This is a genomic window from Desertimonas flava, from assembly GCF_003426815.1.
In the GTDB taxonomy this organism is placed as follows: Bacteria; Actinomycetota; Acidimicrobiia; order Acidimicrobiales; family Ilumatobacteraceae; genus Desertimonas; species Desertimonas flava.
The window spans coordinates 181,949-202,207 of record NZ_QKYK01000006.1; the positions used below are offsets into that span (position 1 = coordinate 181,949).

A 20,259-nucleotide genomic window follows, 5' to 3' on the forward strand; every position below is an offset into this window, starting at 1 on the left:
CAGTGGCCGGGTGGACGCTGGACGACGTCGAGAATCTGGGGCTCGATCGTGCCATTCGGTGATCCAGGGCTGGATCGATACGAAAACCGTCACGATCCAGCCCCCGAAACATCCCCGACGAGCCGCGCCGACCTCGAGACCCCGCAGGCGGTGACGCAGAGTGCGGCAACCGCAACCGGCGACCCAAACCGCCCCGTCTCACCGACAAGCTGCCGGCGCCCGACGACCGACGTCGGCACTCCAGCCTCAGGAGCAGACAATCGTGCCGCAGCACAGCGATTCCTGTACTGCTGAGGTTGCAGAAACGCAACGAGAGACGGCTGAGAATCAGGATTGGGGAACGCGAGCCTTGTACGGCGGAGGGAGGAGGCCGCGTTCGTCGCGGACGTCGAACTCGACGCCGAGGTCCTCGATCCACTGGATCGAGCCGGACCTCGCCATCAGGTCGGGGGCAGTGACGAGGGCGCCGATGGCGCGACCGACGCCGAGCGGCGTCTGGGCGTCGTCGAGGTTGGAGCCCCGCTCGTCGGCCCACGCCCTGATGAACTCGGTGGCCACGCTGCCGGGGTAGACGGTGCAGCAGGCGATGCCCTTCGGCTCGAGCTCGATCGCCATGTCGGCACCGAGCCGGTCGAGGCCGGCCTTGCCCGCTCCGTAGGACGCGCTGAAGTGGTACGACTGCCCGCCCGGCGAGGACACGTTGACGATCGCCCCTCCCGGACCGGCGGCGAACAGCAACGGCGCGGCGTGCCACGACGCCACGTAGTGGGCGCGCAAACCGATCCCCACCTGGTCGTCCCAGATCGACACGGGATGGTCCCAGAAGCCGCCACCCCAAGCAGGGGGGTCGGGGATCTTGTAGACGTTGTTCACCAGCACGTCGAGGCGCCCGTGGTCGGCGGCGACGCGTGTGAAGAGGGCGGCGATCTGCTCGTCGTCGCCGTGGTCGGTGGCAACCGGGATGCCGGCGCCGCCGGCCTCGGTGACCAGCCGTGCCGACGTGTCGATCGTCAGCTCGCCGTCGCCGGTCGAGCGCCCGGTGACGTACACGGTGGCGCCGAGCTCGCCGAGGGCGATCGCCGTGCCGCGGCCGATGCCGCGGCTCGATCCGGTGACCACGGCGACCTTGCCGGCCAGCGGCCGGGTGGTCTCGTCTGACGTCGTCATTGCACTGCCTCCTGGGCGGGGGTGAACTCCAGATCCAGCGACGTGAGGCCGCGGAGCATGAAGCTGGGGAAGTACTCGAAGCGGTTCGACGCCGGCAGCGTGATCGTGTCGAGGCGGCGCGAGAGCTCCTCGAGCGCGACCTTGCCTTCGAGCCGGGACAGGGCGGCGCCGAGACAGAAGTGCACGCCCTTGCCGAACGCCAGATGTTCCTTGAGGTTGGCCCGGTCGGGATCGAACGCGTCGGGATCGTCGTAGAGCGACTCGTCCCGGTTGGCCGAGCAGTATGCCACGACGAGCCGCGACCCGGCAGGAATGTCGACGCCTCCGAGCGTGACGTCGCGGGTGACGATGCGGAACATCCCCTGGGTCGGGGTGGACAGCCGCAGCGTCTCCTCGACGACCGCCTCCACCCGGGACGGGTCAGCCTTGACGCGGCGCCATTCCTCGGGGTGCTCGGCGAGCAGACGGATCATCTCCGTCAGCATCTTCGTCGTCGTCTCGTTGCCGGCGACGAGCAGCTGCTGGAGGATGCTCAGCATCTCGGGCATGTCGAGCCCGCGTTCGTCGGTGACGCCGTCAGCGCTCCCCGCCCCGCCGTCGTCGGCGGCGACGCGGGCGTTGAGCAGATTGGTGAGCAGGTCGTCCTGGGGCTCGCGGCGTCGTTGTTCCAACTGGTCGGCGAAGTAGCGCTGGAAGTCGTTGACCCCCCGCTCGGCCTCGATGCGCCCGTCGATGTCGAGGGCCGTGCCGATCCCGGCGATCGAGTCGTCGGACCACTTCTTGAAGTCGGCGAGCCGCTCGTCGGGCACGTTCAGCGCGGTCGCGATCACGCGCACGGGGAGGGGGACGGCGAAGTCCGTCACGAACTCGATGCGCCCGCGCCCGATCCACGAATCGATGAGCATGCATGTGATCGACCTGATCGCCGGCTCGAGCGCGGCGATCGCCTTCGGCGTGAAGGCCTTGGTGACCAGTCGCCGGTAACGGGTGTGGTCGGGCGGGTCGGCGGTGAGCATCGTCGGCACCCGCGGGTAGCCCTCGGCCATCACCCCGGCCATCCGCAGCCGCTCGTCCTCGGGCAGGGGCATCGACGTCTGGCCGAACTGGTTGGAGTACGTCACCGGGTCGCGGACCACCTCGAGCACGAGGTCGTGCCGGGTCACCATGAACATGCCGAGCCCCAGCACCTCGTGCACGGGCGCCTTGGCCCGCATCGCCGCGTAGTGCGGGAAGGGACACTGCAGTGTGGCCGGATCGAAGGGGTTGAACGAGCGCAGGTCGACGGTCGCGCCGGTGGTCATCGTGATCTCCAAGGGTGCGGAACGGACGTGGGTGGCCTCGTCATCGTCATCGGCCGGCGAGACGCTCGACCACGGGGGCGAACGACGCGGCGACCGCCGAGCCGACGGTGACGTAGTTGATGCCGAACTCGGCGCGGCGCTGCTCGAGCTGCTCGCAGATCGCGTCCACCGACCCGATCAGGGCGTGGGGATGGCGTCCGAGCTCGTCCGCCTCGAGGCCCAGCATCGGCGCCATGTTGGCGAGGGTCGCCGCCCGGTCGTCGGTGACGACGGTGAAGTAGCCACCGATCTCGATCTCCAGGTCGTCGAAACGCTCGCCGGCGCCGGCCCGTATCCAGTCGATCTTGCGCTTCGTCTCGGCCGCCGTGCTCGACCCGACACCCGCCGGGCCTATCTTGCCCGACGAGTTGTCGAAGTTGAGGCTGACGATGTCGGCCTCAGCACCGGCGAGCCCGAGCACGCGACGCGCTCCCCCACCGATCATCAGGGGCGGCCGGCCGGCCGGGGGCTTCGGGACCCCCTCGAAGCCGACGGCATGGACGTATTCGCCGGTCACGTCGACGATGCCCTCGTCGAAGCAGGCCCGCAGGACGGCGATCGTCTCGACGAGACGATCGATGCGCACGCCGGGCGGGTCGAACGGCACGCCCATCGCCTCGTACTCGCCACCGAGCCATCCGGCGCCGATGCCGATCTCGAGCCGTCCGCCTGCGAAGAAGTCGATCGTCGCCAGCTCCTTGGCGAGGATCACCGGGTTCCGATAGTCGGCGCAGAGCACACGGCATCCCACGCGGATGGTCTCGGTCGCCTCGGCGGCGACCGTCATCGCCGGGATGGCGGCGACCACTTGGACCGGGTGGTTGGTGGCGGCGAGCGCCGGCCCCGGCCCGATCACGTGATCGGCGAGGTGGAAGGCCGAGTAGCCGAGGGCCTCCGCTCGCTGCGCCTGTTCACGCCAGTCGGCGGCCGACATCGCGGTGTAGCTCTGCACACCGAAACGGAACGGCTTCATTTCGGAACCTCCAAGATGGTGACGGTGCCGTGGTCGGCGTCGACCGACACGAGGGCACCGTCGGGAATGCGCTCGGTGGCACCGGTGGCCGAGACCACGCAAGGCAGGCCGAGCTCGCGGCTGACGATGATGGCGTGACTGATCTGGCCACCGACGTCGACGACGACGGCGCCGACGGCCATGAACAGCGGCGTCCACGCCGGATCGGTGAGCGGGGCGACGAGCACGTCGCCGGGCCCGAGATCACCGGGCGCCGAGGGATCGGTGATCACGCGGGCACGGCCCGTGAACGTGCCGGGTGAACCCGAGACACCGTGGAGCACGTCGCCCACGGCGGCCGGCACGGCATCGGACTCGCCTCGGCGGGCCCACGACGTCAGCGGCGGCACGACGCCGTCGCGGATGAAGAAGGGTGGCACGAGGTCCCACAGCTCGCGCCACGCCCGGTAGCGGTCGGCGACGGTGTCCGTGAATGACGCCGGGTCGGCGACGAACTGCTCGACCTCGGTGTCGAGGAGCATGAACACGTGCTTGGGGTCGAGCAGGTGACCGGCCTCGAAGTGCCGGCGCCCGAGTTCGCGGAACACCATGCGCCCTTCGTGCACGACGCGGATGATGTTCGTCTTGGTCCGCTCCCGCGCCGCCAGCTGGTGCGCCGCCACGAGGGCGGCTTCGAACTGGCCGGCCAGCTCCTCGCCCAGCGGGGAGACCTTGGCCCGCACCTCGGCGGCGGTCGCCTCACGCTCGGCGGCCAGACGCGCGTGGCGAGCCCGTGGCGACTCGCCGTCGTCCTGGAAGCGGATCCGGTCGAGGGCGGCGAGGACGATCTCCGGCCGGGTCTCCCAGGTCTCCGAGCTGATCTCCCACTCGTTCGGACCCCGTGACCCGTACTCGCCGATGAACTGACCGAAGTGCTCGAGGAAGTCGCCGGCCGCCGCATCGTCGGACCCCGCGAGGCGCTCGAGGAGGCCGTCGACGCCCTCGTCGAAGGCGGCGGTCAGCACGGGCGACTCCCGCACCCTGCGGGAGAGGTCCCAGAGGACGTAACCCGGCTCGGCCGAGTCGACGTCACCGATGCCGGCGACGAGCTTCATCGGGATGGTCGGGTCGCCGATGGCGGCACCGACGGCGGCGAGGATTCCCGGCCCGATCGCCGAGCTGCTCGAGGTGACGGTGTGGCTCTCGAACAGCTTCTGCAGCATCGGTTGAGTGGACCGGGCGTGGATCACCAGCTCCTCGTCGGTCAGCGTCGTCAGGTCCGGGCGCCGCTTCCGCAGCGAGATCGTCTCCTCACGCTCGTCGTCCCACTCCGGCCACGACGTTGTGGTCATCACCCAGCCCAGGTGCTCGGCCATCTTGGCGGTGAGGTCGGGGCGCTCGTCGAGCGGGTGGGGGACGTGGGGAGGGACGTCGGGATGGTCGCCGAAGAACGCCACGTCGAGCTGCTCGACGGTGACGACAGGGCTCCGCACACCCTGCATGCGCACGTTCGAGAGGTTGATGTACATGTAGCCGCCGAAGAAGCCGACCGCTTCGGGCAGCTCGGGATCGAACTCGTCCAGGTCGCATGCCCCGACCCGTACATACCCGTCCCGCCAGCCGGGCACGATGCCGTGGTCCCAGGTGAACTGCTGACCGAGCGGCGAGGCCGGGGTGGGGAGCACCTCGCCGGAGTTCGCTCTCGTGAAATGATTCCACCGTCCGGTCGTCGGCCAATCCGTGATCCAGCGGTCTTCCATCGGTCCCCCTTGCCAATCCGTACGGGTGCGAGCGTCATCCCCAAGCGACCCGTCCGCTCCGAGTGACCCGTAAAACTAACTGATGGATTAGTATGTTGTCACGGTCGCCGGGGGCTGGCGCCGTGACGAGGAGGACGCGCAGGGATGATTCCGGAGACTCGACCGAACGACTGGGACGAGATCGTCGCCAGGCTGCTCGTGCACCTCGATGCGGGGACGACGGACTCGGCGGACGGCGTTCACGCCGTCGACGTGAGCGACTACCTCGATGCCGATCGGTGGGCTCGCGAAATGGATCGCATCTTCCGCCACTCGCCGGTGGTCGTCGCCCTCACGGCCCACCTTCCCGAACCCGGCTCGTACCGGTCGATCGACCTGGCCGGGATCCCCGTGCTGTCGGTGCGCCAGGCCGACGGGAGCGTCCGGGCGTTCATCAACGCCTGCCGTCACCGTGGCGCCCAGATCGTCGCCCACGGCACCGGCAAGGCCCGCCGGTTCACCTGCCCGTACCACGCGTGGAGCTACGACGGCAGCGGTGCCCTGCTCGGCGTGGCCGGTCGTCCCACGTTCGGCGACATCGCCGACAACCATCAGCAGCTCACCGAGCTGCCGTGCGCCGAGCGTTCCGGGTTCGTCTTCGCCGTGCTCGACCCCGCCGTCTCGTTCGACGTCGACGAGTGGCTCGCCGGGTACGGCCCGATCCTCGACGCCCTCGGGCTCGACGACGTCGAGCTGCTCGACGAGCGCGAGCTCATCGGCCCCAACTGGAAGGTCGCCTACGACGGGTACGTCGACGGCTACCACCTCGACATCCTCCACAAGGACACCCTCGGCAAGGACGTGATGGGCAACATCATGACGTGCGACGCCTGGGGACCGCACCAGCGCGTGGCCTTCGCCCGGCGCAACCTCCACGAGCTGCGCGACATCCCGCGTGAGGAGTGGCAACCGGGTGGCCACATGGGCCTCGTGCACACCGTGTTCCCCCACGTCTCGGTCGCCGGCAACGGCGGCACGGGCATGATGGTGAGCCAGCTGATCCCGGGCCCGACGCCCGATCGCTCGCGCACGATCCAGACGCACGTCGTCACTCGCAACGCCACCGAGGAGGAGCGGGCAGCGACGGCGCAGCGCGCCGACTTCCTCGAGTGGGTGGTCAACGAGGAGGACTACAAGACCGGGCTCGGCATCCAGGCGGCCCTGGCCTCGGGCGCCAACACCGAGTTCCTGTTCGGCCGCAACGAGCCGGGGAACCAGCGGTTCCATCAATGGGTCGACCGCCTGCTCGCCGAGCCGTTCGCCACCTCCCTCGCCCCACCCCGCCGCAACCTCGCCGCCGCAGACTGAGTTTCGTCCTCGGCGAGCTTCGTCGCTTCGCTCCTCGCTCGCCTGCGGCGAGGTTTGGTTGAGCTCGCTGCGCTCGCACGAAGAGCTGGCTGAGATGGTGCCAGGCACTATCTCACCGCGCCAGCTTCGTCGGCGCGGGATGAGTTGCGGTCGCCCCCGGTTCAACGCGCGGACGCCGAAGGGGGAGGTTCGGAGGGGGATTCCCCCTCCGATGCGGCGACCAGCGGAGCTTGCTCCGCCGCCGCCTCTTTCGGTTCTTCAGCGCGAGCGAAGCGAGCTCGTATCAACTCGCCGCAGGCGGCGAGCGAAGCGATGCCGCCGAGGACGAAACATCAACTCGCCGCAGGCGGCGAGGAGCGAAGCGACGATGCCGCCGAGGACGAAACCAGAGCGGCGGCCGATTCCTCCTCGTCGTCGAGGGCCACGTCGCCGAGATAGCTCGACTCGAGCAGGTCGCGGTTGGCTGACAACTCGGCGGCGGTGCCCTCCATGACCAGAGAGCCGTGGTTGAGCACGTAGGCGCGGTCGGCCACCTCGAGGGCCATGTGGACGTGCTGCTCGACGATGAGCACGCCGCACCCGGTCTCGTCGGCGATGCGGCGTACGATGGGCAGCAATCGCTCGACGATGATCGGCGCCAGGCCGAGGCTCATCTCGTCGACGAGGAGGCACTTGGGCTGCGAGACGAGGGCCCGCGCCATCGCCAGCATCTGCTGCTCGCCGCCCGACAGCAGACCGGCGGCCCGACCACCGAGCGGGGCGAGTGCCGGCAACAGCTCCATCGCCCGGTCGTAGGCCCGCTTGCGCGAGGCCCGGTCCCCGTGCAGGCCGAGACGAATGTTCTCGTCCACGGTGAGGTCGAAGAACAGCGACCGGTCCTCGGCGACGTGGGCGAGTCCCCGCCGGGCGACACGGTACGGCGCGAGGCCGGCGATCGACTGGCCGATCACCTCGACGGTGCCCTCGATCGGTTCGAGCAGTGCCGACATCGTCAGCAGCGTTGTGGTCTTGCCCGCCCCGTTGGGGCCGAGCAATGCCACCACCTCGCCGGCGTCGATGTGGAGATCGAGGTCGCGCACGACGGGGATGCCGTCGTACCCGGCGTGCAGGCCCTTGACGTCGATCAGTCGTTCAGACATCGCCACCCTCCTGGGCGTCCGGCGCAGCAGCCGGCGTCAGCGCCGCCACGAGATTGGTGCCTTCCTTCGCCTGCGCCTCGCCGGCCGTCTCGCCGAGGTAGGCCCCGATCACCGCCGGGTTGCGGCGGATCTGCGCCGGTGTCCCCTCGGCGATGATCTTGCCGAAGTCGAGCACGTAGATGTAGTCGCACACGTTGAGCACGAGACCCATGTCGTGGTCGATGAGGAAGATCGACGTGCCGTCGTCGAGGAAGTGACGCAGGTGGACACCGAGCTTCCGGCTCTCGGCAGTGTCGAGGCCGGCCGCCGGTTCGTCGAGCAGCAGCAGCTTCGGCGACGCGGCGAGCGCTCGGGCGACGCCGACGAGCTTGCGTTGACCGTGCGACAGGTCGCTCGGCAGGCGGTGGGAGTACTCCACCAGGTCGAGCGCGGCCAACGCCCGATCGACCTGATCGGCCCAGGCCGATCGTCCCCGGTGCAGCCTGACGATGTCGAGCAGGAACGAGTACCAGCGCGGCCGTTCGGCGGCGACGAGCAGGTTGTCCCGCACGGTCAGATCCTCGAAGAGCTCCAGCGACTGGAACGTGCGGGTCAGCCCGAGGCTCGCCCGCTGGTCGGCCGACAGGTCGTTCACCTGGGCCCCGTCGAACTCGATCGATCCGCTCGACACCGAGGTGAACCCCGTGATGGCGTCGATGAACGTGGTCTTGCCGGCGCCGTTGGGGCCGATGAGGCCGACCAGCCGGCCCGGCTCGACGACGATGCTGACCTGGTCGTTGGCGGCCAGGCCGCCGTAACGGACGGTGAGATCGTGGGTCTCGAGCAGCGCCATGTCAGGCCACCTCCAGTGTCCGCACCGACTTGTCCGCCGAGTCCACCGCTGGTGGATGCGCCGGCTCGCCGCGCCGGGCACGGATGATCTGCATCACGATCGAACGGATGAACAGGGCGAGGAATGCCCCGAGCAGCGGCATCCAGAACTTGCTGTAGCTGTCGACGCGGGCCGGCCACACGAGATAGCCGAGCCCGGCGCCCACCAGGGCAACCGGGCCGAGCCGTTTGCCGACCGCGGCCCACTCGGCCGCTCGTGCCCTGACGAGCCATCGACCGAAGTGCTGGAAGATGCTCTGGAAGAACGGGGCGATGCCCTCGGGATGGATGATCGCCGTGAACACGAGGCTGGCTCCGCCCACGACGGCGGTGTACCGCTCCAGGTTGGCGCCGTGGAAGAAGTAGTTGCTCACCACGGTGACGAGCCCAGCCGGAGCCAGCAGGCCGCCGATGATCGCCCCGTTGATCGACGTGATGCCGCCGAGGTAGGCGAAGGCGAGGAACACGATGCTCGACTGGTACACGAAGTTCGCCGACGAGACGTCGTTCTGCTTGAAGCCGAGCATCACCCCGCCGATGCCGGCGAGCCCGGCGGCGATGGCGAACGCCAGCAGCTTCGTCCGCGACACGTTGATGCCCGCTGCTGCGGCCGCCCGCTCGTTCGCCCGGACGGCCAGGAAGCGGCGGCCGGTGCCGTTGCGGCGCAGGTTGGCCACGGCGAGGATGCAGAGCACGAGGACGACGAGGAGGAAGATCGTGAACGCCGGGCGGTCGAGCTGCCCCTTGTCACCCGTCGAGGCCAGCTTGAGACCGAACAGCGACGCCGGGTGCACCTTGGCCGGCGCACCGGCACTGAGATCGGTCAACGACTCGTTCTCGAGGTAGAGCGTCTGCAGCGAGATCGCGAACGCCAGCGTCACCACCGCCAGCTGGACGCCGCGTATTCGCACCGCCGGCAAGCCGAGGAGCACCCCGACCACGATCGCCGCCACCACGCCGAGTGGGGCGGCGAGGAACCACGGCAGCCCGGGCCCGGACACCGGGAACGGGTTGGTGCTCGTGGTCGAGCCGTCGGCCATCATCCGCGCCATGAAGAAGGCGGCGACGCCGGCCAGCGACATCTGGGCGAGCGAGATCTGCCCCACGTACCCGGTCACCACGACCATCGACAGCATGATGATGCTGGCGACCAGCGACGTGGTCAGGGCGAGGGCGAACACGGTCCGCGAGCCGGCGTCCTGGAACATGAACGCAGCGGCGACGACCACCGTTCCCCACACGAGCACGTGCGGCAGGATGCGGACCGGGCGCGGCGACAGCGGCAGGCGCTTCTCCTCCACGGTGCCGCGGACCGGCAGGCTCTTGCCCCGGATGAAGAGCACGGCGACGATGACGAGCAGCGGCAGGACCTCGCGGATACCGGTGCGGAAGAACGACGGGAACCAACTCTTCGACGACCAGAACTGGAGCAGCCCCTGGACCGCCCCGAGGAGCAGGCCGGCGACGGTGGCCACGGTGATCGACCGGAGCCCGCCGAGGAGGGCGGCGCCGAGGGCACCGACGACGAGGGCGCTGAGGCCGATCGGCGTGAGCGAGCCCTGCAGCGGTCCGGCGATGACGGCCGAGAAGACGCCGATCACGGCAGCGATGACCCAGTTGACCGCGGCGAGCATCTGCGGTGAGTAGCCGAGGAGCACGGCACCCTTTTCGTTGCCGGCCGCGGCGCGGGTGGCCAGCCCGAAGCGGGTGAAACGGAACAGGGCGGCGAGCCCGAGACCGATCGCCAGCGAGATCCCGGCGGCAATGAGCGTGTTCTCCGGGACAGCCGAGCCGAGGCCGAGGAAGTTGCGGATCGGCTTCTGCGGGATGATGCTCTGGGGCTGCCGGCCGGTGCCGCCGAAGTTGAGCTGGGCGACGCCCTGCACGTAGAGCAGCACGCCTACCGATCCGATGACCTTGCCGAGCGGAGCGGCGTTGCGCAGCGGGCGGAACACCAGGAAGTGGACGAGGAGTCCGATCATCGCCCCCATCGCCAGGGCGAGGAGCAGGCTGAGCCAGACGTTCACCCCGTCGTCGGAGAGCTTGATGGCGACGGGGACGTTGAGCCACTTCGTCGGCAGGAAGTCCACCCAGGGCAGCCGCAGGTAGCCGTTCCGCCGCGCCTCGTCGAACGTGAACACCCCGTACATCGCCATCGCGCCCTGGGCGAAGTTGATGACGCCCGAGCCGCGATACACGACCACGAGACCGGCGCCGAGGGTGGCGTAGATCGATCCCAGGCCGAGGCCGAGGATCAGGAACAGGATGGCTTGGTTCATTCGTGGCTCCCCCTGGCGAGTGCGGTCGTGGCCCTGTCAGCTGCCGGCGTTGCCGCCGGTCCGATCCGGCGCGCCGCCGCCGCGGCGCACCGGACCGTCAATCGGATGGATCAGCCCGGCCCTGGACGCAACTCGGTTCCGGCGACCAGGTCGATGCCCGAGAACGTCGGCCGCACGGGCACGAAGGTCTCGCCGTCCCACTGGTTGGCCGTCACCAGGGCGTTGCAGACCGCGACGTACGGCTCGGGCGCCTGGGCGCACGAGAGGGGTGTGGAGCCGAAGGCGTGCGTGTTGTCGGTGGCCGCCAGGGCCGCCTCGTACGACTCGGGCGTGAGCTCCTCGCCGCTTGCGGCCAGCGTGCTGGCGACGGACCACAACGTGATCATCGACGTGAAGCCGGTCGCCCCGAAGCCCTTGGTGATGTCGGCTTCGGGCATCTCGTAGCGGGCGGCGGCGCCCTGGTACGTCTCGGCCTCGAGACGGGCCAGCGGGTCCTCGAGCGTCGCCGGATCGACGATCACCGAGTTGCCCGATCCGATGAAGTACACGCCTTCGGCGAGCGGGCCGGCAGCCTCCATCGCCTCGAAGTCGGTGCACGCTCCGGACAGCACGAGCGGGATGTCCTGGGGCGTCCAGCCGAGGCGGCCGAGTCCGTCGACGAGGTTCCAGCAGTCGGCGCCCTGTCCCGAGAACAGGATGGCATCCGGCTCGAAGCCGAGGATCTCGGTGACCATCGGCGTGACGTCGGGCGTGGCCGGCTTGATCGGCACGCCGAGGTACTCGAGGTCGGGGATCGATCCGGCCCGCTCGCTGGAGCCTTCGATCGTCCCGTTGAGCACGTCGAGCGGCTTGGCCTCGAGGTCGTAGAAGCACACGACGCCAGGGGGTGTGTCCGCCCACGGCACGCCGATCCGTGTCGCTCCGAGGTCGGTCGTGGCGAACTCCACCAGACCCGTGTGCACGCCGAGGCAGCCACCGCCGCCACCGATGGCGTACGTCCCGGGCGAGGTGAAGTCGGCGATGGTGACCGGCGACATCACGACGGCGGGAACGCCGGCCGCCTCGAAGATCGGCAGGTGGTTGCCGAAGAAGTTGATCGTCGACGCGACCAGGAACGGCGACTTCGTCAGCAGTTCGTTGGCACAGCGCTGCGAGTCGTCCGGCGAGATCGCCGTGCGGCACACCTCGAGCTGGATCGGGCGACCGGGCACCCCGTTCTGGATGTCGGAGCCCCACCCGCCGAGCTCGGCGTTGATGAAGTCGACGGCCGCCTGGGCCGCCGTCGAGAACTCGGGAAAGCTGCCGTTGGGATCACCCTCGGGGTTCTGCAACCCGATGACGATCGGCTCGCCCTCCGCCGCCAAGGGGCTCTCGGTGGCGCACTGCAGATCCGACATCATCCGCCCGGCACCGGTGCCGTGCGCTTCGTCGAGGCTGGCGTCGATCTCCGGACATCCCGCCGAACCGCCGGCTCCGCCCGTGCCGTCCGGTGGAGAGGTCGCGCCGGCCGTCTGGCCCGCAGCGACCACCATCGTGCCGGCGATCATCACCGCCCGCACACGGCGTGACGTCTTGCTCGAAGCTGATCTCATCGATTCCCCCTGTCTGGACTACTCGTTGCAGTCTCCCCGAGTGTGGCAGCGTACTAACTGATCAGTCAATTTGTCCGAGTGAGACCGGCTAATGCGAGCAGTGGCCCGGGACCACCGACGGTCCCGGGCCACGACGATCACGGCCCGGGCCGCAGTTCGGTGCCGGCGATGAGGTCGGCGCCCGAGAAGTGCTCCCGCACCGGAACGAGGCTCTCGCCGTCCCATTGGGCAACCGTCGACAGCGTGTTGCACACGGCCACGTACGGCGGCGGGGCCGCCGCGCACGACAGCGGCGTGGACCCGAACATGTGGTCATTCTCCGTGGCGCCGACGTAGGTCGCGAAGGACTCGGCCGTGAGCTCCTCGCCGCCCTGCACCACGCGGCTGGCCAGCTCCCAGACACCGATCATGCTGTTGAAGTTGCTCACACCGAAGCCCTTGAACATGTCGGTCTCGGAGAGGCCGTACTCCAGCGCCTTGGTCTGGAACGTCTCGGCCTCGAAGCGCTCCCGCGGATCCTCGATCGTGTCTGGCGGGTTCGTCACCGAGCCTCCCGCCGTGACGAAGTAGATGCCGTTGGCCAGATCGCCGGCAGCCCTCATGGCGTCGAAGTCGATGCAGGCGCCGGACAGGACCAGCGGGATGGCGTCGGGGGTCCAGCCGAGCCGGCCGAGCCCGTCGACCAGGTTCCAGCAGTCGGCACCCTGCGCCGAGAAGATGATCGCGTCGGGCTCGAACCCGAGGATCTCGGTCACCTGGGGCGTCACGTCGGGCGTGGCCGGCTTGATCGGCACGCCGAGGTACTCGAGGTCGGGCAGCGTCCCGGCGCGCTCCGAATCTCCGGGCACGGCGCCGGAGAGCACGTCGAGCGGCTTGGCCTCGAGGTCGTAGTAGCACACCACGCCTGGGGGCGTGTCGGCCCACGGCACGCCGACGCGCAGGGCGCCGAGATCGCTCGTCGCGTATTCGACCAGCGCCGTGTGCTGCCCGAGGCAACCACCGCCACCGGCGATGGCGTAGGCGGACGGCGACGTGAAGTCGGCGATCGTCACCGGTGACGTGATCACCGCCGGGATCCCGGCTGCCTCGAAGATCGGCAGGTGGTTCCCGAAGAAGTTGATCGTCGACACGATGAGCTCGGGGCTCTTGGCGACCAGTTCGTTGGCGCACCGCTGCGAATCGTCCGGCGAGATCGCCGTGCGACAGATCTCGAGCTGGATCGGCCGTCCCGGCACCCCGTTCTGGATGTCGGCGCCCCAGCCGCCGAGCTCGGCGTTGATGTAGTCGACCGCGGCCTGAGCGGCGAGCGACGACTCCGGGAAGCTGCCGTTGGGATCACCCTCAGGGTTCTGGAAGCCGATGATGACCGGATCGCCCTCGGCGGCGAGCGGGCTGTCGAGCGTGCACTGGATGTCGGACATGAACCGCCCGGCGCCGAGGCCGCCGGCCTCGTCGAGCGTCGCGTCGATCTCCGGACAGGCACCGGTCGCGGTGGTCGCCGGCCGCGCCGCGCCGCCGATCGCCGGCACGCCGGCCACGACCGCTGCGGCGGCGATGCCGAGTGCGGTGCGCCGCAGCACCGATCCCCTGATTCCTCGAACCATGACGTGATCCCCCTTCGTGTCGCATGCCCGGTTGCCGGGCGATGTCCCCCAAGCCGACGCACCCGGGACGACGCGTAGGAAGAGGTGGGCACGCCCGCCCACGTTCGCTCCGGCGCTCGTGAGACCCCCCGGCCTCAGGTGCTTCCCGCAGTTTGCCAGGAACCAACTGACCGGTCAATTAGCTTCGTCGCGGCCGGATCACGCCGGGTGTTGACTCCAGTACGGGGCCCGCAGCCGGCGCTTGTTGAGCTTGCCCATCGTGTTGCGCCCGAGGTCGTCGACCAGCTCGATCGTCCGCGGGCACTTGTAGTGGCTGAGCCGCTCGCGGCAGAACGCCACCAGCTCCGCCGGGTCCGGAGGCGACGCCGGATCGGCCGGGACGACGAGACCGCGCAGCTCCTCCCCCATCTCGGCGTGGGGCACGCCGATGCAGGCGACGTCGGCAACGCCGGCGTGTTGGAGGAGCACCTTCTCGGCCTCGGCGGGATAGATGTTGGCGCCGCCCGACACGACCATGTCGGAGAAGCGGTCGGTGATGTACACGAAGCCCTCGTCGTCCACGTAGCCGATCTCACCCAGCGTGAAGACACCTTCTGCGATGTGCGCGGCCGCCGTCTTCTCGGGATCGTTCGGGTAGACCACACCGCGCCCGGTCAGGTCACGGAAGTAGAGCCGGCCCTCGGTTCCCGCCGGAACCTCGCGATCGTCGTCGTCGAGCACCAGCACCTCGAACGGCGGCAGCGGCCTACCCACCGAACCGGGATGGCCCAGCCAGTCGACGCTGTTGATGCTGCACGTCGTCCCCACCTCGCTGGCACCGTAGGCGTCGACGAAGATCGGCCCCCACCAGTCGATCATCGCCCGCTTCACGTCGACCGGGCACGATGCGCCGGTGTGGGCGACGTATTGCATCGACGACACGTCGTAACGCCCCCGGACGTCGTCGGGGAGGGCGAGCAGGCGGACGAAGTGCGTGGGCACCATCACCGCGCTCTCCGTGCGGTGCTCCTCGATGGTCGCCAGCGTCCGCTCGGCGTCGAAACGCCCGAGGATCACCGACGGCACGCCGGCGACGAGCAGACGCATGCCCGAGAGCGGCCCGGTGTGGTACATCGGTCCGACCACGAGATGGGTGCCGTAGCGGGCGAAGGCGTTGCCGCGCAGCGCCTCGAGATGCTCGGCGACGGTTCCGCCGCCGGCGAACATCGTCGGTGGCAGCTCGGTCCCCTTCGGAACGCCAGTCGTGCCCGACGTGTACAGCAGGTTCGGGAGCGGCGCGATGCCGTCGTCGGGCTCGTCGTCGGGCGCCGCGGCGAGCCACTCGGACCACGGGATCGTGCCGGCCACGGCGGCATCGAGGCCCCACGCCACGACCGTGTCGACGCCGGCGGCGCGGGCCGCAGCGAGTCCACGCTCGACGGTCTCGGGACCCACGAAGAGCACCCTCGTCTCGGAATCCCGCAGGATGTATGCCGTCTCGTCGGCGGTGAGGTGGAAGTTGACGGGAACCGTGGACGCCCCTCCGATCAAGCCGCCGAGATGGGCGAGCGCTGTCTCGCTGGCGTTCTCGGCGAACACGGCGACGCGCCGCCGCGGCCCGAGGTCGACGGCACCGAGGCCATTGGCGACGCGGTCCAGCACGGCGCCGACCTGCGCCCAGGTCATCGACCCGCTCGGGTCGGTCAGGGCGAACTCGTCGGGTCGCTCCTCGGCGAGCCGGGACGCGAAGGCCGGCACGCCGACCTCAGGCGCCTCGGGCCGCGAGCCCGTCGGCGGTGTTGGAGAACTCGGCGCTCAGGTCGGGCGGTCCGATGTAGTGCACCTGCAGGCGGCGGCGGGAGAAGCGCCAGCCGTCCGCCGTGCGGACGTAACCGTCCTCGTAGTGGGCGAGGAGGATCTCGTTGGCGCCGGTCGCCCGCCGGAAGCGCTCGTCGATGTACCAGCGGCCCGTGGCCGTGCCGTCGTCGTCACCAACCTCGACATCGCCGTTGTGGACCATCTGCACGACGGCAGCCATGCCGGCCATCGCCGACGTCCACAGCCCGACGATCGCGGCGCGGCCTTCCACCTGTCGGCCCGGACCGAGCTCCCAGGTCGCGTCGGTCGCCCAGCAGGATCCCCAACGGTCGGCGTCGCGATGCACGACTGCGTCGGCGTATCGGTGCACGAGACGGGAGATCGCCACGAAGTCGTCGGCGGGGACCGGCGTCGCCATCGCCGTCACCGCGTCCCCAGCGAGGCGGCGGGCGCACCCGCGTCGTGGTAGTCGACCTCCCGCATCACCCGGCCGTCGACGATGCGCAGCCAGCTCATCCCGTCACTCTTCCAGCGGCGGCCGATGTTGTCGGCACCGAAGCGGGCCGCGGTCGCCTCGGTGACGGACGCGCTCATCACCCACGTGAGAGCGACGCCGTCGCTACTCATCCAGAACTGGTCGGGGACGAGCGTGAGGTCGGGAAAGCGTTCGAGACCGTAGGCGAAGAACTCGCGGATGGCCGGCCAGCCTTCGTGGGTGCCACCGACGATGTCGTGGAGCACGGCGTCCTCGTGGAGATAGGCGGCAGGCGCGTCGGCGTCGCCACTGCTCCATGCGGCGAACAGGTCGGTGGCGAGCTGGATGGCTCGCTGATCGTCGGTGCCGTCAGGCATGGGATCTCCCTTGGTGTCGGTCCCCTTCGGGGACGCGTGATGGCGGGCTGGGCCGGCTGCCGACGATGTCGACGAGCCGGCGGAGGAACACCTGGTGGAGGGCGGTGCCGATGATCGCCATGTTCGGCGTCGGGTTGCGCCCGTTCTCGAACAGCGCGAGGCACGTCCGGTTGGCGCACGCCCCCTTGAAGAGGTTGAACGCTTCCCAGTACCGCCACCGCTCGGGCTCCAGATCGACGCCGGCGTGCTCGGCGAAGAGGGCGAGCCATCGCTCGGACGGCATCGTGCGGGCGCCGCGCATCGTCAGGCAGAACGACCAATCCTCGGCCGGGTCGCCGAGGTGGCAGAACTCGAAGTCGGTGAGGACCACCTCCGGCCGACCGGCGCCGCGGTCGACACGGACGAAGTTCCCCGGCCCGGCGTCTCCGTGCACGACTGACAGCCGCTCCAGTGGCGGGGCGTTTCGGGTGAGCCACGCCGCCGCCTCCTCCAAGAGCGGGATCGGCTCGCCGGTCGCCGCGCGGTACGTCGCCCGCCACCGCTCCACCTGGGCGGGCGTCGCATCGTCGGGCCGATCGGGCACGAGGTCGAAGCCGAAGTCGTGATCGGTGCCGAGCGTGTGGAGTCCGTGCAGGGTCGCGACGAACGATGCCGCCGTCTCGTCGTCGACCCGGCGCTCGTCGCTCCCATCGAGCGCTGTCCCAGCCCGCTCCGCGAGGTCCTCCATCACGAAGAACGGCCGGCCGGTGACCGTTCCGGTGGGCTCGTCGGCGACGATCGCGGCGACCGGTGCGCCCCGGGCTCGCAGCGCCGCCATGACGCGCGCCTCCTCGGCGCCCGACGTGCCGAACACGCCGCCCTGTTCCATGCGCACCACGGCGCGCCGACCGTCGTCGAACTGGAGCCGCAGCATCGCCCGTGAGTGCCCGGTGCCGATCCGCTCGATGCGTGCGGGCGGCCGGTACCCGAGCGTCTCGGCGCACCACTCCACCAACGCGTCATGCATCGGGGAATCGTCCTCGGAAGGCATCGAGCAAGCACATCGTCTCGGCCAGCTCGTCGTCGAGCTGGGCCACGAGCACCGCGCGGACGGTGTCGCGCCGCCGCGCCGCCGCCTCATCACCCCCATCGGCGGCGACGAGCAGCTCGGCCGCTCGCTCGTAGGGGGACGCGTCGACGACGTCGTCGACGCCGAGCGCGGCGGCGAGCTCGGCACGGCGCCGCGGCTCGGGATCGTCACCCCTCTGCTCGGCGTACCGCAGGAGCCCGGCGAGCTGGGCGATCGTGGTGCGGGCCCAGTCGTCGGCCCCGGCCTCGTGGACGGCACGGAGCGTGGGGACCACGCTTGCGGCGATCGCCTCGTCGGTGCAGCGGCCGATCATCGCAGGGTGGCGGCGGCCGCCGCCTCGGCGTCGAAGTCCCACGTCGCCCGCCACACCGGGTCGCTCAGCGGCCCGTCGAGCTCGGCCCACCCCTGGGCGAGGAACCACTCGTAGGTGTCGGCGTGGCCGGTCCGCAGGTCGCGGTGGGTCCCGGGGCCGAGCAGACGATCGAGACGTGCGGTGCCGAGCACGGCGTGGTGCCGCCGGTCGAAGAGGTGCCCGTAGAGGCCGGGCGGCAGGCCATCGAGCGCGGCGTCGGGCACGTCGACGATGTCCGGTTGGGCGCCGACGACGGCGGCCAGGGTGTCGACGTAGCGCCGCGTCGTCACCGCTTCGGCCGTGACGTTGACGATCTCGCCGCGGGCGGCCTCCACCGCGGCGAGGCCGATCATCGAGTGGCAGAGGTCGTCGACGTGCCCGTACGACGCCGTGACCAGGCCGCCGTGCGGCAGCAGGATCGGACGCCCCTGGACGAGGCGCAGGAACATCGGCGTCTCCATGTCGAAGATGTTGTTGCGCGGCCCGTAGATGGCCGCCGGCCGCACGATCGTGATCGGGAACCCGGTGCGTTCGTGCCGGGTCAGCATCGCCCGCTCGGCGACCGCCTTGAAGCCGCCGTAGGTGCGCGGGCCACTGTCGTCCGTGGGGAGGTCCTCGGTCCACGGAACGATGCCCACGAGTGACTGGTCGTACGCCATGATCGAGCTGACGTACACGTAGCTCTCGGTCGTGCCGTCGACGAGGTCGAGCAGCCCGTCGATGTCGCCACCACCGGCCACCATGACGAAACCGGAGACGTCGTACACGGCGTCCCAGGCCCGGCCGGCGAGGGGGGCCCGCATCGAGTCGGGATCGGTCCGGTCGGCGACGATCCGTTGCACCTCAGGCGGGAGGTCGGTGCCGGTGCGGCCCCGGTTGAGCACGGCGACCTCCTCGCCGGCCGCCAGCAGAGCGTCCACGAGGCGCCGTCCGACGAACACCGAGCCGCCGAGCACGAGCGAGCTCACGACCTCACCCCCGGATACGGACCGAGCACCACGCACTCGAGATGACCGGTCCCCGTGTCGGTGGGATCGTCGAGATTGGTGCAACGACCCCATGCCTCGGCGTAGTGGCGGCGATCGAGGCGGACACCCTTGGGCTCGTCGATGACGATCCCGCGATCGATCGACCACGTCTCGTGCTCCTCGTGAAAGTCGCCGCGGTAGACGCCGCGGCCGAGTCCGTCGTCGAAGCCGGCGAAGTAGCCGCCGCCCTGGAGATACACGGGGTACGAGATCGGCTCGACGGCGTATCGCTCGACGACGCCGTCGGGGCGCGTGAGGTGCACCTCGCCGCGCTCGAGCCGCGGGATCGCCCGGCCGTCGTCGCCGGTGCGCCAGACGACGTCGTGATGCACGTCGGTGTAGGCGAACGGTTGGCGCTCGTCCCCGTAGGGGTACATGCACTGACTCTCGAACTTGGTCGGCCGGCCCTCGCCGCCGGGATGGTGGAACTGCCAGAACACGGCGCGGTCGGGAAGCCGGAACACGCACCACTGGCGCAAGCCGGGAGGGGCCGGGGCCTCCAGCGGCGGGGCGATGGCGGCGGCACGCGGACCGCCGGTGTGGTTGCCGATTCCCCACGAATGATCCCGCACCCCGGTCCATCCCTCCACCTCGACCCGCTCGCCGCCCGCCTCGAACCAGCCGTGCACGAGCGAGCACTGGTCGTAGTTCGACCGATCGCTCGCGAGCCGGCCGTTGACGAACACCTGCACGTGGTCCTCGTTGTACGGCGGGCACCACCCGTCGAACGTCAGGTCGTAGGCCAGGCCGCTCGCATTGCGGTCGCAGCTCACCCGGATCGTGCGGAGACCCTCGACGATCTCGACGCTCACCGGGCCGCAGTCGAGGTCGTCGATCCGCGGCCGGAGGCGACGGGACCACCGGGCGTTGAACTGCCGGCCGAAACCCTCGCCGTCCCCCGTCGAGACGCACGTGAACGCGTCGAGCACGTCGTTGTTCGGGTGCAGCCGGAAGCCGGAGAACCACGCCCAGCGTCCTGTGTCCTCGCCGGTGGTGAAGTAGTAGCCGTCACTCCAGTGGGGGGAGCCGTCGACGACCACGTCGAACGTCTGACCCAGCTGGTGGCGTGGCAGCTCGTCGAGCCTGGTGAGGCGGCGGGGCACGGCTCTGT

The 20,259-nt window shown here is 70.0% G+C and carries 17 protein-coding genes; 1 reads left to right on the forward strand and 16 read right to left on the reverse strand.

The annotated features are described in order from the left end of the window. Nucleotides 1-327: 327 nt before the first annotated feature. The 4 genes from DN771_RS09925 to DN771_RS09940 are packed head-to-tail and all read right to left on the reverse strand — an operon-like array spanning nt 328 to nt 5,219. Entirely contained in the window at nt 328-1,167 is an 840-nt protein-coding gene (locus DN771_RS09925) for an SDR family NAD(P)-dependent oxidoreductase (RefSeq protein ID WP_116997198.1), read from the reverse strand. Then, nucleotides 1,164-2,468, reverse strand: coding sequence for a cytochrome P450 (locus tag DN771_RS09930; RefSeq protein WP_162941762.1), 1,305 nt, complete (start codon nt 2,466-2,468; stop codon nt 1,164-1,166). The genes DN771_RS09925 and DN771_RS09930 overlap by 4 nt, the downstream gene beginning before the upstream one ends. Before the next feature lie 46 nt (nt 2,469-2,514). Next, entirely contained in the window at nt 2,515-3,480 is a 966-nt protein-coding gene (locus DN771_RS09935) for a TIGR03621 family F420-dependent LLM class oxidoreductase (protein WP_116997200.1), read from the reverse strand. Continuing rightward, on the reverse strand, nt 3,477-5,219 hold the full coding sequence (locus tag DN771_RS09940; RefSeq protein ID WP_116997201.1) for a PEP-utilizing enzyme: 1,743 nt from the start codon (nt 5,217-5,219) through the stop codon (nt 3,477-3,479). The genes DN771_RS09935 and DN771_RS09940 overlap by 4 nt, the downstream gene beginning before the upstream one ends. A gap of 144 nt (nt 5,220-5,363) precedes the next feature. Between DN771_RS09940 and DN771_RS09945 the strand changes: the two genes are divergently transcribed. After that, on the forward strand, nt 5,364-6,566 hold the full coding sequence (locus tag DN771_RS09945; RefSeq protein ID WP_116997202.1) for an aromatic ring-hydroxylating oxygenase subunit alpha: 1,203 nt from the start codon (nt 5,364-5,366) through the stop codon (nt 6,564-6,566). A gap of 332 nt (nt 6,567-6,898) precedes the next feature. Here the strand turns inward: DN771_RS09945 and DN771_RS09950 are convergent, their stop codons facing one another. From DN771_RS09950 to DN771_RS29440, 12 genes are all read right to left on the reverse strand, one after another. Beyond that, complete coding sequence (locus tag DN771_RS09950; protein ID WP_116997275.1) at nt 6,899-7,705, reverse strand: ABC transporter ATP-binding protein; 807 nt, start codon at nt 7,703-7,705, stop codon at nt 6,899-6,901. Next, complete coding sequence (locus DN771_RS09955) at nt 7,698-8,537, reverse strand: ABC transporter ATP-binding protein (protein ID WP_116997203.1); 840 nt, start codon at nt 8,535-8,537, stop codon at nt 7,698-7,700. The genes DN771_RS09950 and DN771_RS09955 overlap by 8 nt, the downstream gene beginning before the upstream one ends. A 1-nt stretch (nt 8,538) precedes the next feature. Further along, entirely contained in the window at nt 8,539-10,854 is a 2,316-nt protein-coding gene (locus DN771_RS09960; protein ID WP_116997204.1) for an ABC transporter permease, read from the reverse strand. Between the two features lie 110 nt (nt 10,855-10,964). Then, complete coding sequence (locus tag DN771_RS09965; protein WP_116997205.1) at nt 10,965-12,446, reverse strand: ABC transporter substrate-binding protein; 1,482 nt, start codon at nt 12,444-12,446, stop codon at nt 10,965-10,967. A 137-nt stretch (nt 12,447-12,583) separates the two neighbouring features. Then, entirely contained in the window at nt 12,584-14,050 is a 1,467-nt protein-coding gene (locus DN771_RS09970) for an ABC transporter substrate-binding protein (RefSeq protein WP_116997206.1), read from the reverse strand. A 198-nt stretch (nt 14,051-14,248) separates the two neighbouring features. Then, complete coding sequence (locus DN771_RS09975; RefSeq protein ID WP_227462305.1) at nt 14,249-15,787, reverse strand: AMP-binding protein; 1,539 nt, start codon at nt 15,785-15,787, stop codon at nt 14,249-14,251. A 7-nt stretch (nt 15,788-15,794) separates the two neighbouring features. Continuing rightward, nucleotides 15,795-16,265 carry a nuclear transport factor 2 family protein gene (locus DN771_RS09980; protein WP_162941763.1) on the reverse strand — a complete coding sequence of 157 codons (471 nt, stop codon included), beginning with the start codon at nt 16,263-16,265 and terminating at the stop codon, nt 15,795-15,797. A gap of 5 nt (nt 16,266-16,270) precedes the next feature. Beyond that, a complete protein-coding gene (locus tag DN771_RS09985; protein ID WP_116997208.1) occupies nt 16,271-16,699 on the reverse strand; it encodes a nuclear transport factor 2 family protein in 429 nt (142 codons plus the stop codon). Next, nucleotides 16,692-17,705, reverse strand: a complete 1,014-nt coding sequence (locus DN771_RS09990) for a phosphotransferase family protein (protein ID WP_162941764.1) — start codon at nt 17,703-17,705, stop codon at nt 16,692-16,694. Before DN771_RS09990 ends, DN771_RS09985 begins: the two co-directional genes overlap by 8 nt. Continuing rightward, nucleotides 17,698-18,081, reverse strand: coding sequence for a hypothetical protein (locus DN771_RS29430; protein WP_162941765.1), 384 nt, complete (start codon nt 18,079-18,081; stop codon nt 17,698-17,700). Before DN771_RS29430 ends, DN771_RS09990 begins: the two co-directional genes overlap by 8 nt. Continuing rightward, nucleotides 18,078-19,088: an NAD-dependent epimerase/dehydratase family protein gene (locus DN771_RS29435; protein WP_162941766.1), complete on the reverse strand. Its 1,011-nt coding sequence runs from the start codon at nt 19,086-19,088 to the stop codon at nt 18,078-18,080. The genes DN771_RS29430 and DN771_RS29435 overlap by 4 nt, the downstream gene beginning before the upstream one ends. Beyond that, nucleotides 19,085-20,251 (reverse strand): Rv3169 family protein, encoded by a 1,167-nt coding sequence (locus DN771_RS29440; RefSeq protein WP_162941767.1) that lies wholly within the window; start codon nt 20,249-20,251, stop codon nt 19,085-19,087. The genes DN771_RS29435 and DN771_RS29440 overlap by 4 nt, the downstream gene beginning before the upstream one ends. Between the last annotated feature and the right edge of the window lie 8 nt (nt 20,252-20,259).

Bases quoted from the DNA above. Each gene is read 5' to 3' on its own strand.
- DN771_RS09925 (WP_116997198.1), bottom strand. From the start codon at position 1,167: ATGACGACGTCAGACGAGACCACCCGGCCGCTGGCCGGCAAGGTCGCC.
- DN771_RS09930 (WP_162941762.1), bottom strand. From the start codon at position 2,468: ATGACCACCGGCGCGACCGTCGACCTGCGCTCGTTCAACCCCTTCGAT.
- DN771_RS09935 (WP_116997200.1), bottom strand. From the start codon at position 3,480: ATGAAGCCGTTCCGTTTCGGTGTGCAGAGCTACACCGCGATGTCGGCC.
- DN771_RS09940 (WP_116997201.1), bottom strand. From the start codon at position 5,219: ATGGAAGACCGCTGGATCACGGATTGGCCGACGACCGGACGGTGGAAT.
- DN771_RS09945 (WP_116997202.1), top strand. From the start codon at position 5,364: ATGATTCCGGAGACTCGACCGAACGACTGGGACGAGATCGTCGCCAGG.
- DN771_RS09950 (WP_116997275.1), bottom strand. From the start codon at position 7,705: ATGTCTGAACGACTGATCGACGTCAAGGGCCTGCACGCCGGGTACGAC.
- DN771_RS09955 (WP_116997203.1), bottom strand. From the start codon at position 8,537: ATGGCGCTGCTCGAGACCCACGATCTCACCGTCCGTTACGGCGGCCTG.
- DN771_RS09960 (WP_116997204.1), bottom strand. From the start codon at position 10,854: ATGAACCAAGCCATCCTGTTCCTGATCCTCGGCCTCGGCCTGGGATCG.
- DN771_RS09965 (WP_116997205.1), bottom strand. From the start codon at position 12,446: ATGAGATCAGCTTCGAGCAAGACGTCACGCCGTGTGCGGGCGGTGATG.
- DN771_RS09970 (WP_116997206.1), bottom strand. From the start codon at position 14,050: ATGGTTCGAGGAATCAGGGGATCGGTGCTGCGGCGCACCGCACTCGGC.
- DN771_RS09980 (WP_162941763.1), bottom strand. From the start codon at position 16,265: ATGGCGACGCCGGTCCCCGCCGACGACTTCGTGGCGATCTCCCGTCTC.
- DN771_RS09985 (WP_116997208.1), bottom strand. From the start codon at position 16,699: ATGCCTGACGGCACCGACGATCAGCGAGCCATCCAGCTCGCCACCGAC.
- DN771_RS09990 (WP_162941764.1), bottom strand. From the start codon at position 17,705: ATGCATGACGCGTTGGTGGAGTGGTGCGCCGAGACGCTCGGGTACCGG.
- DN771_RS29430 (WP_162941765.1), bottom strand. From the start codon at position 18,081: ATGATCGGCCGCTGCACCGACGAGGCGATCGCCGCAAGCGTGGTCCCC.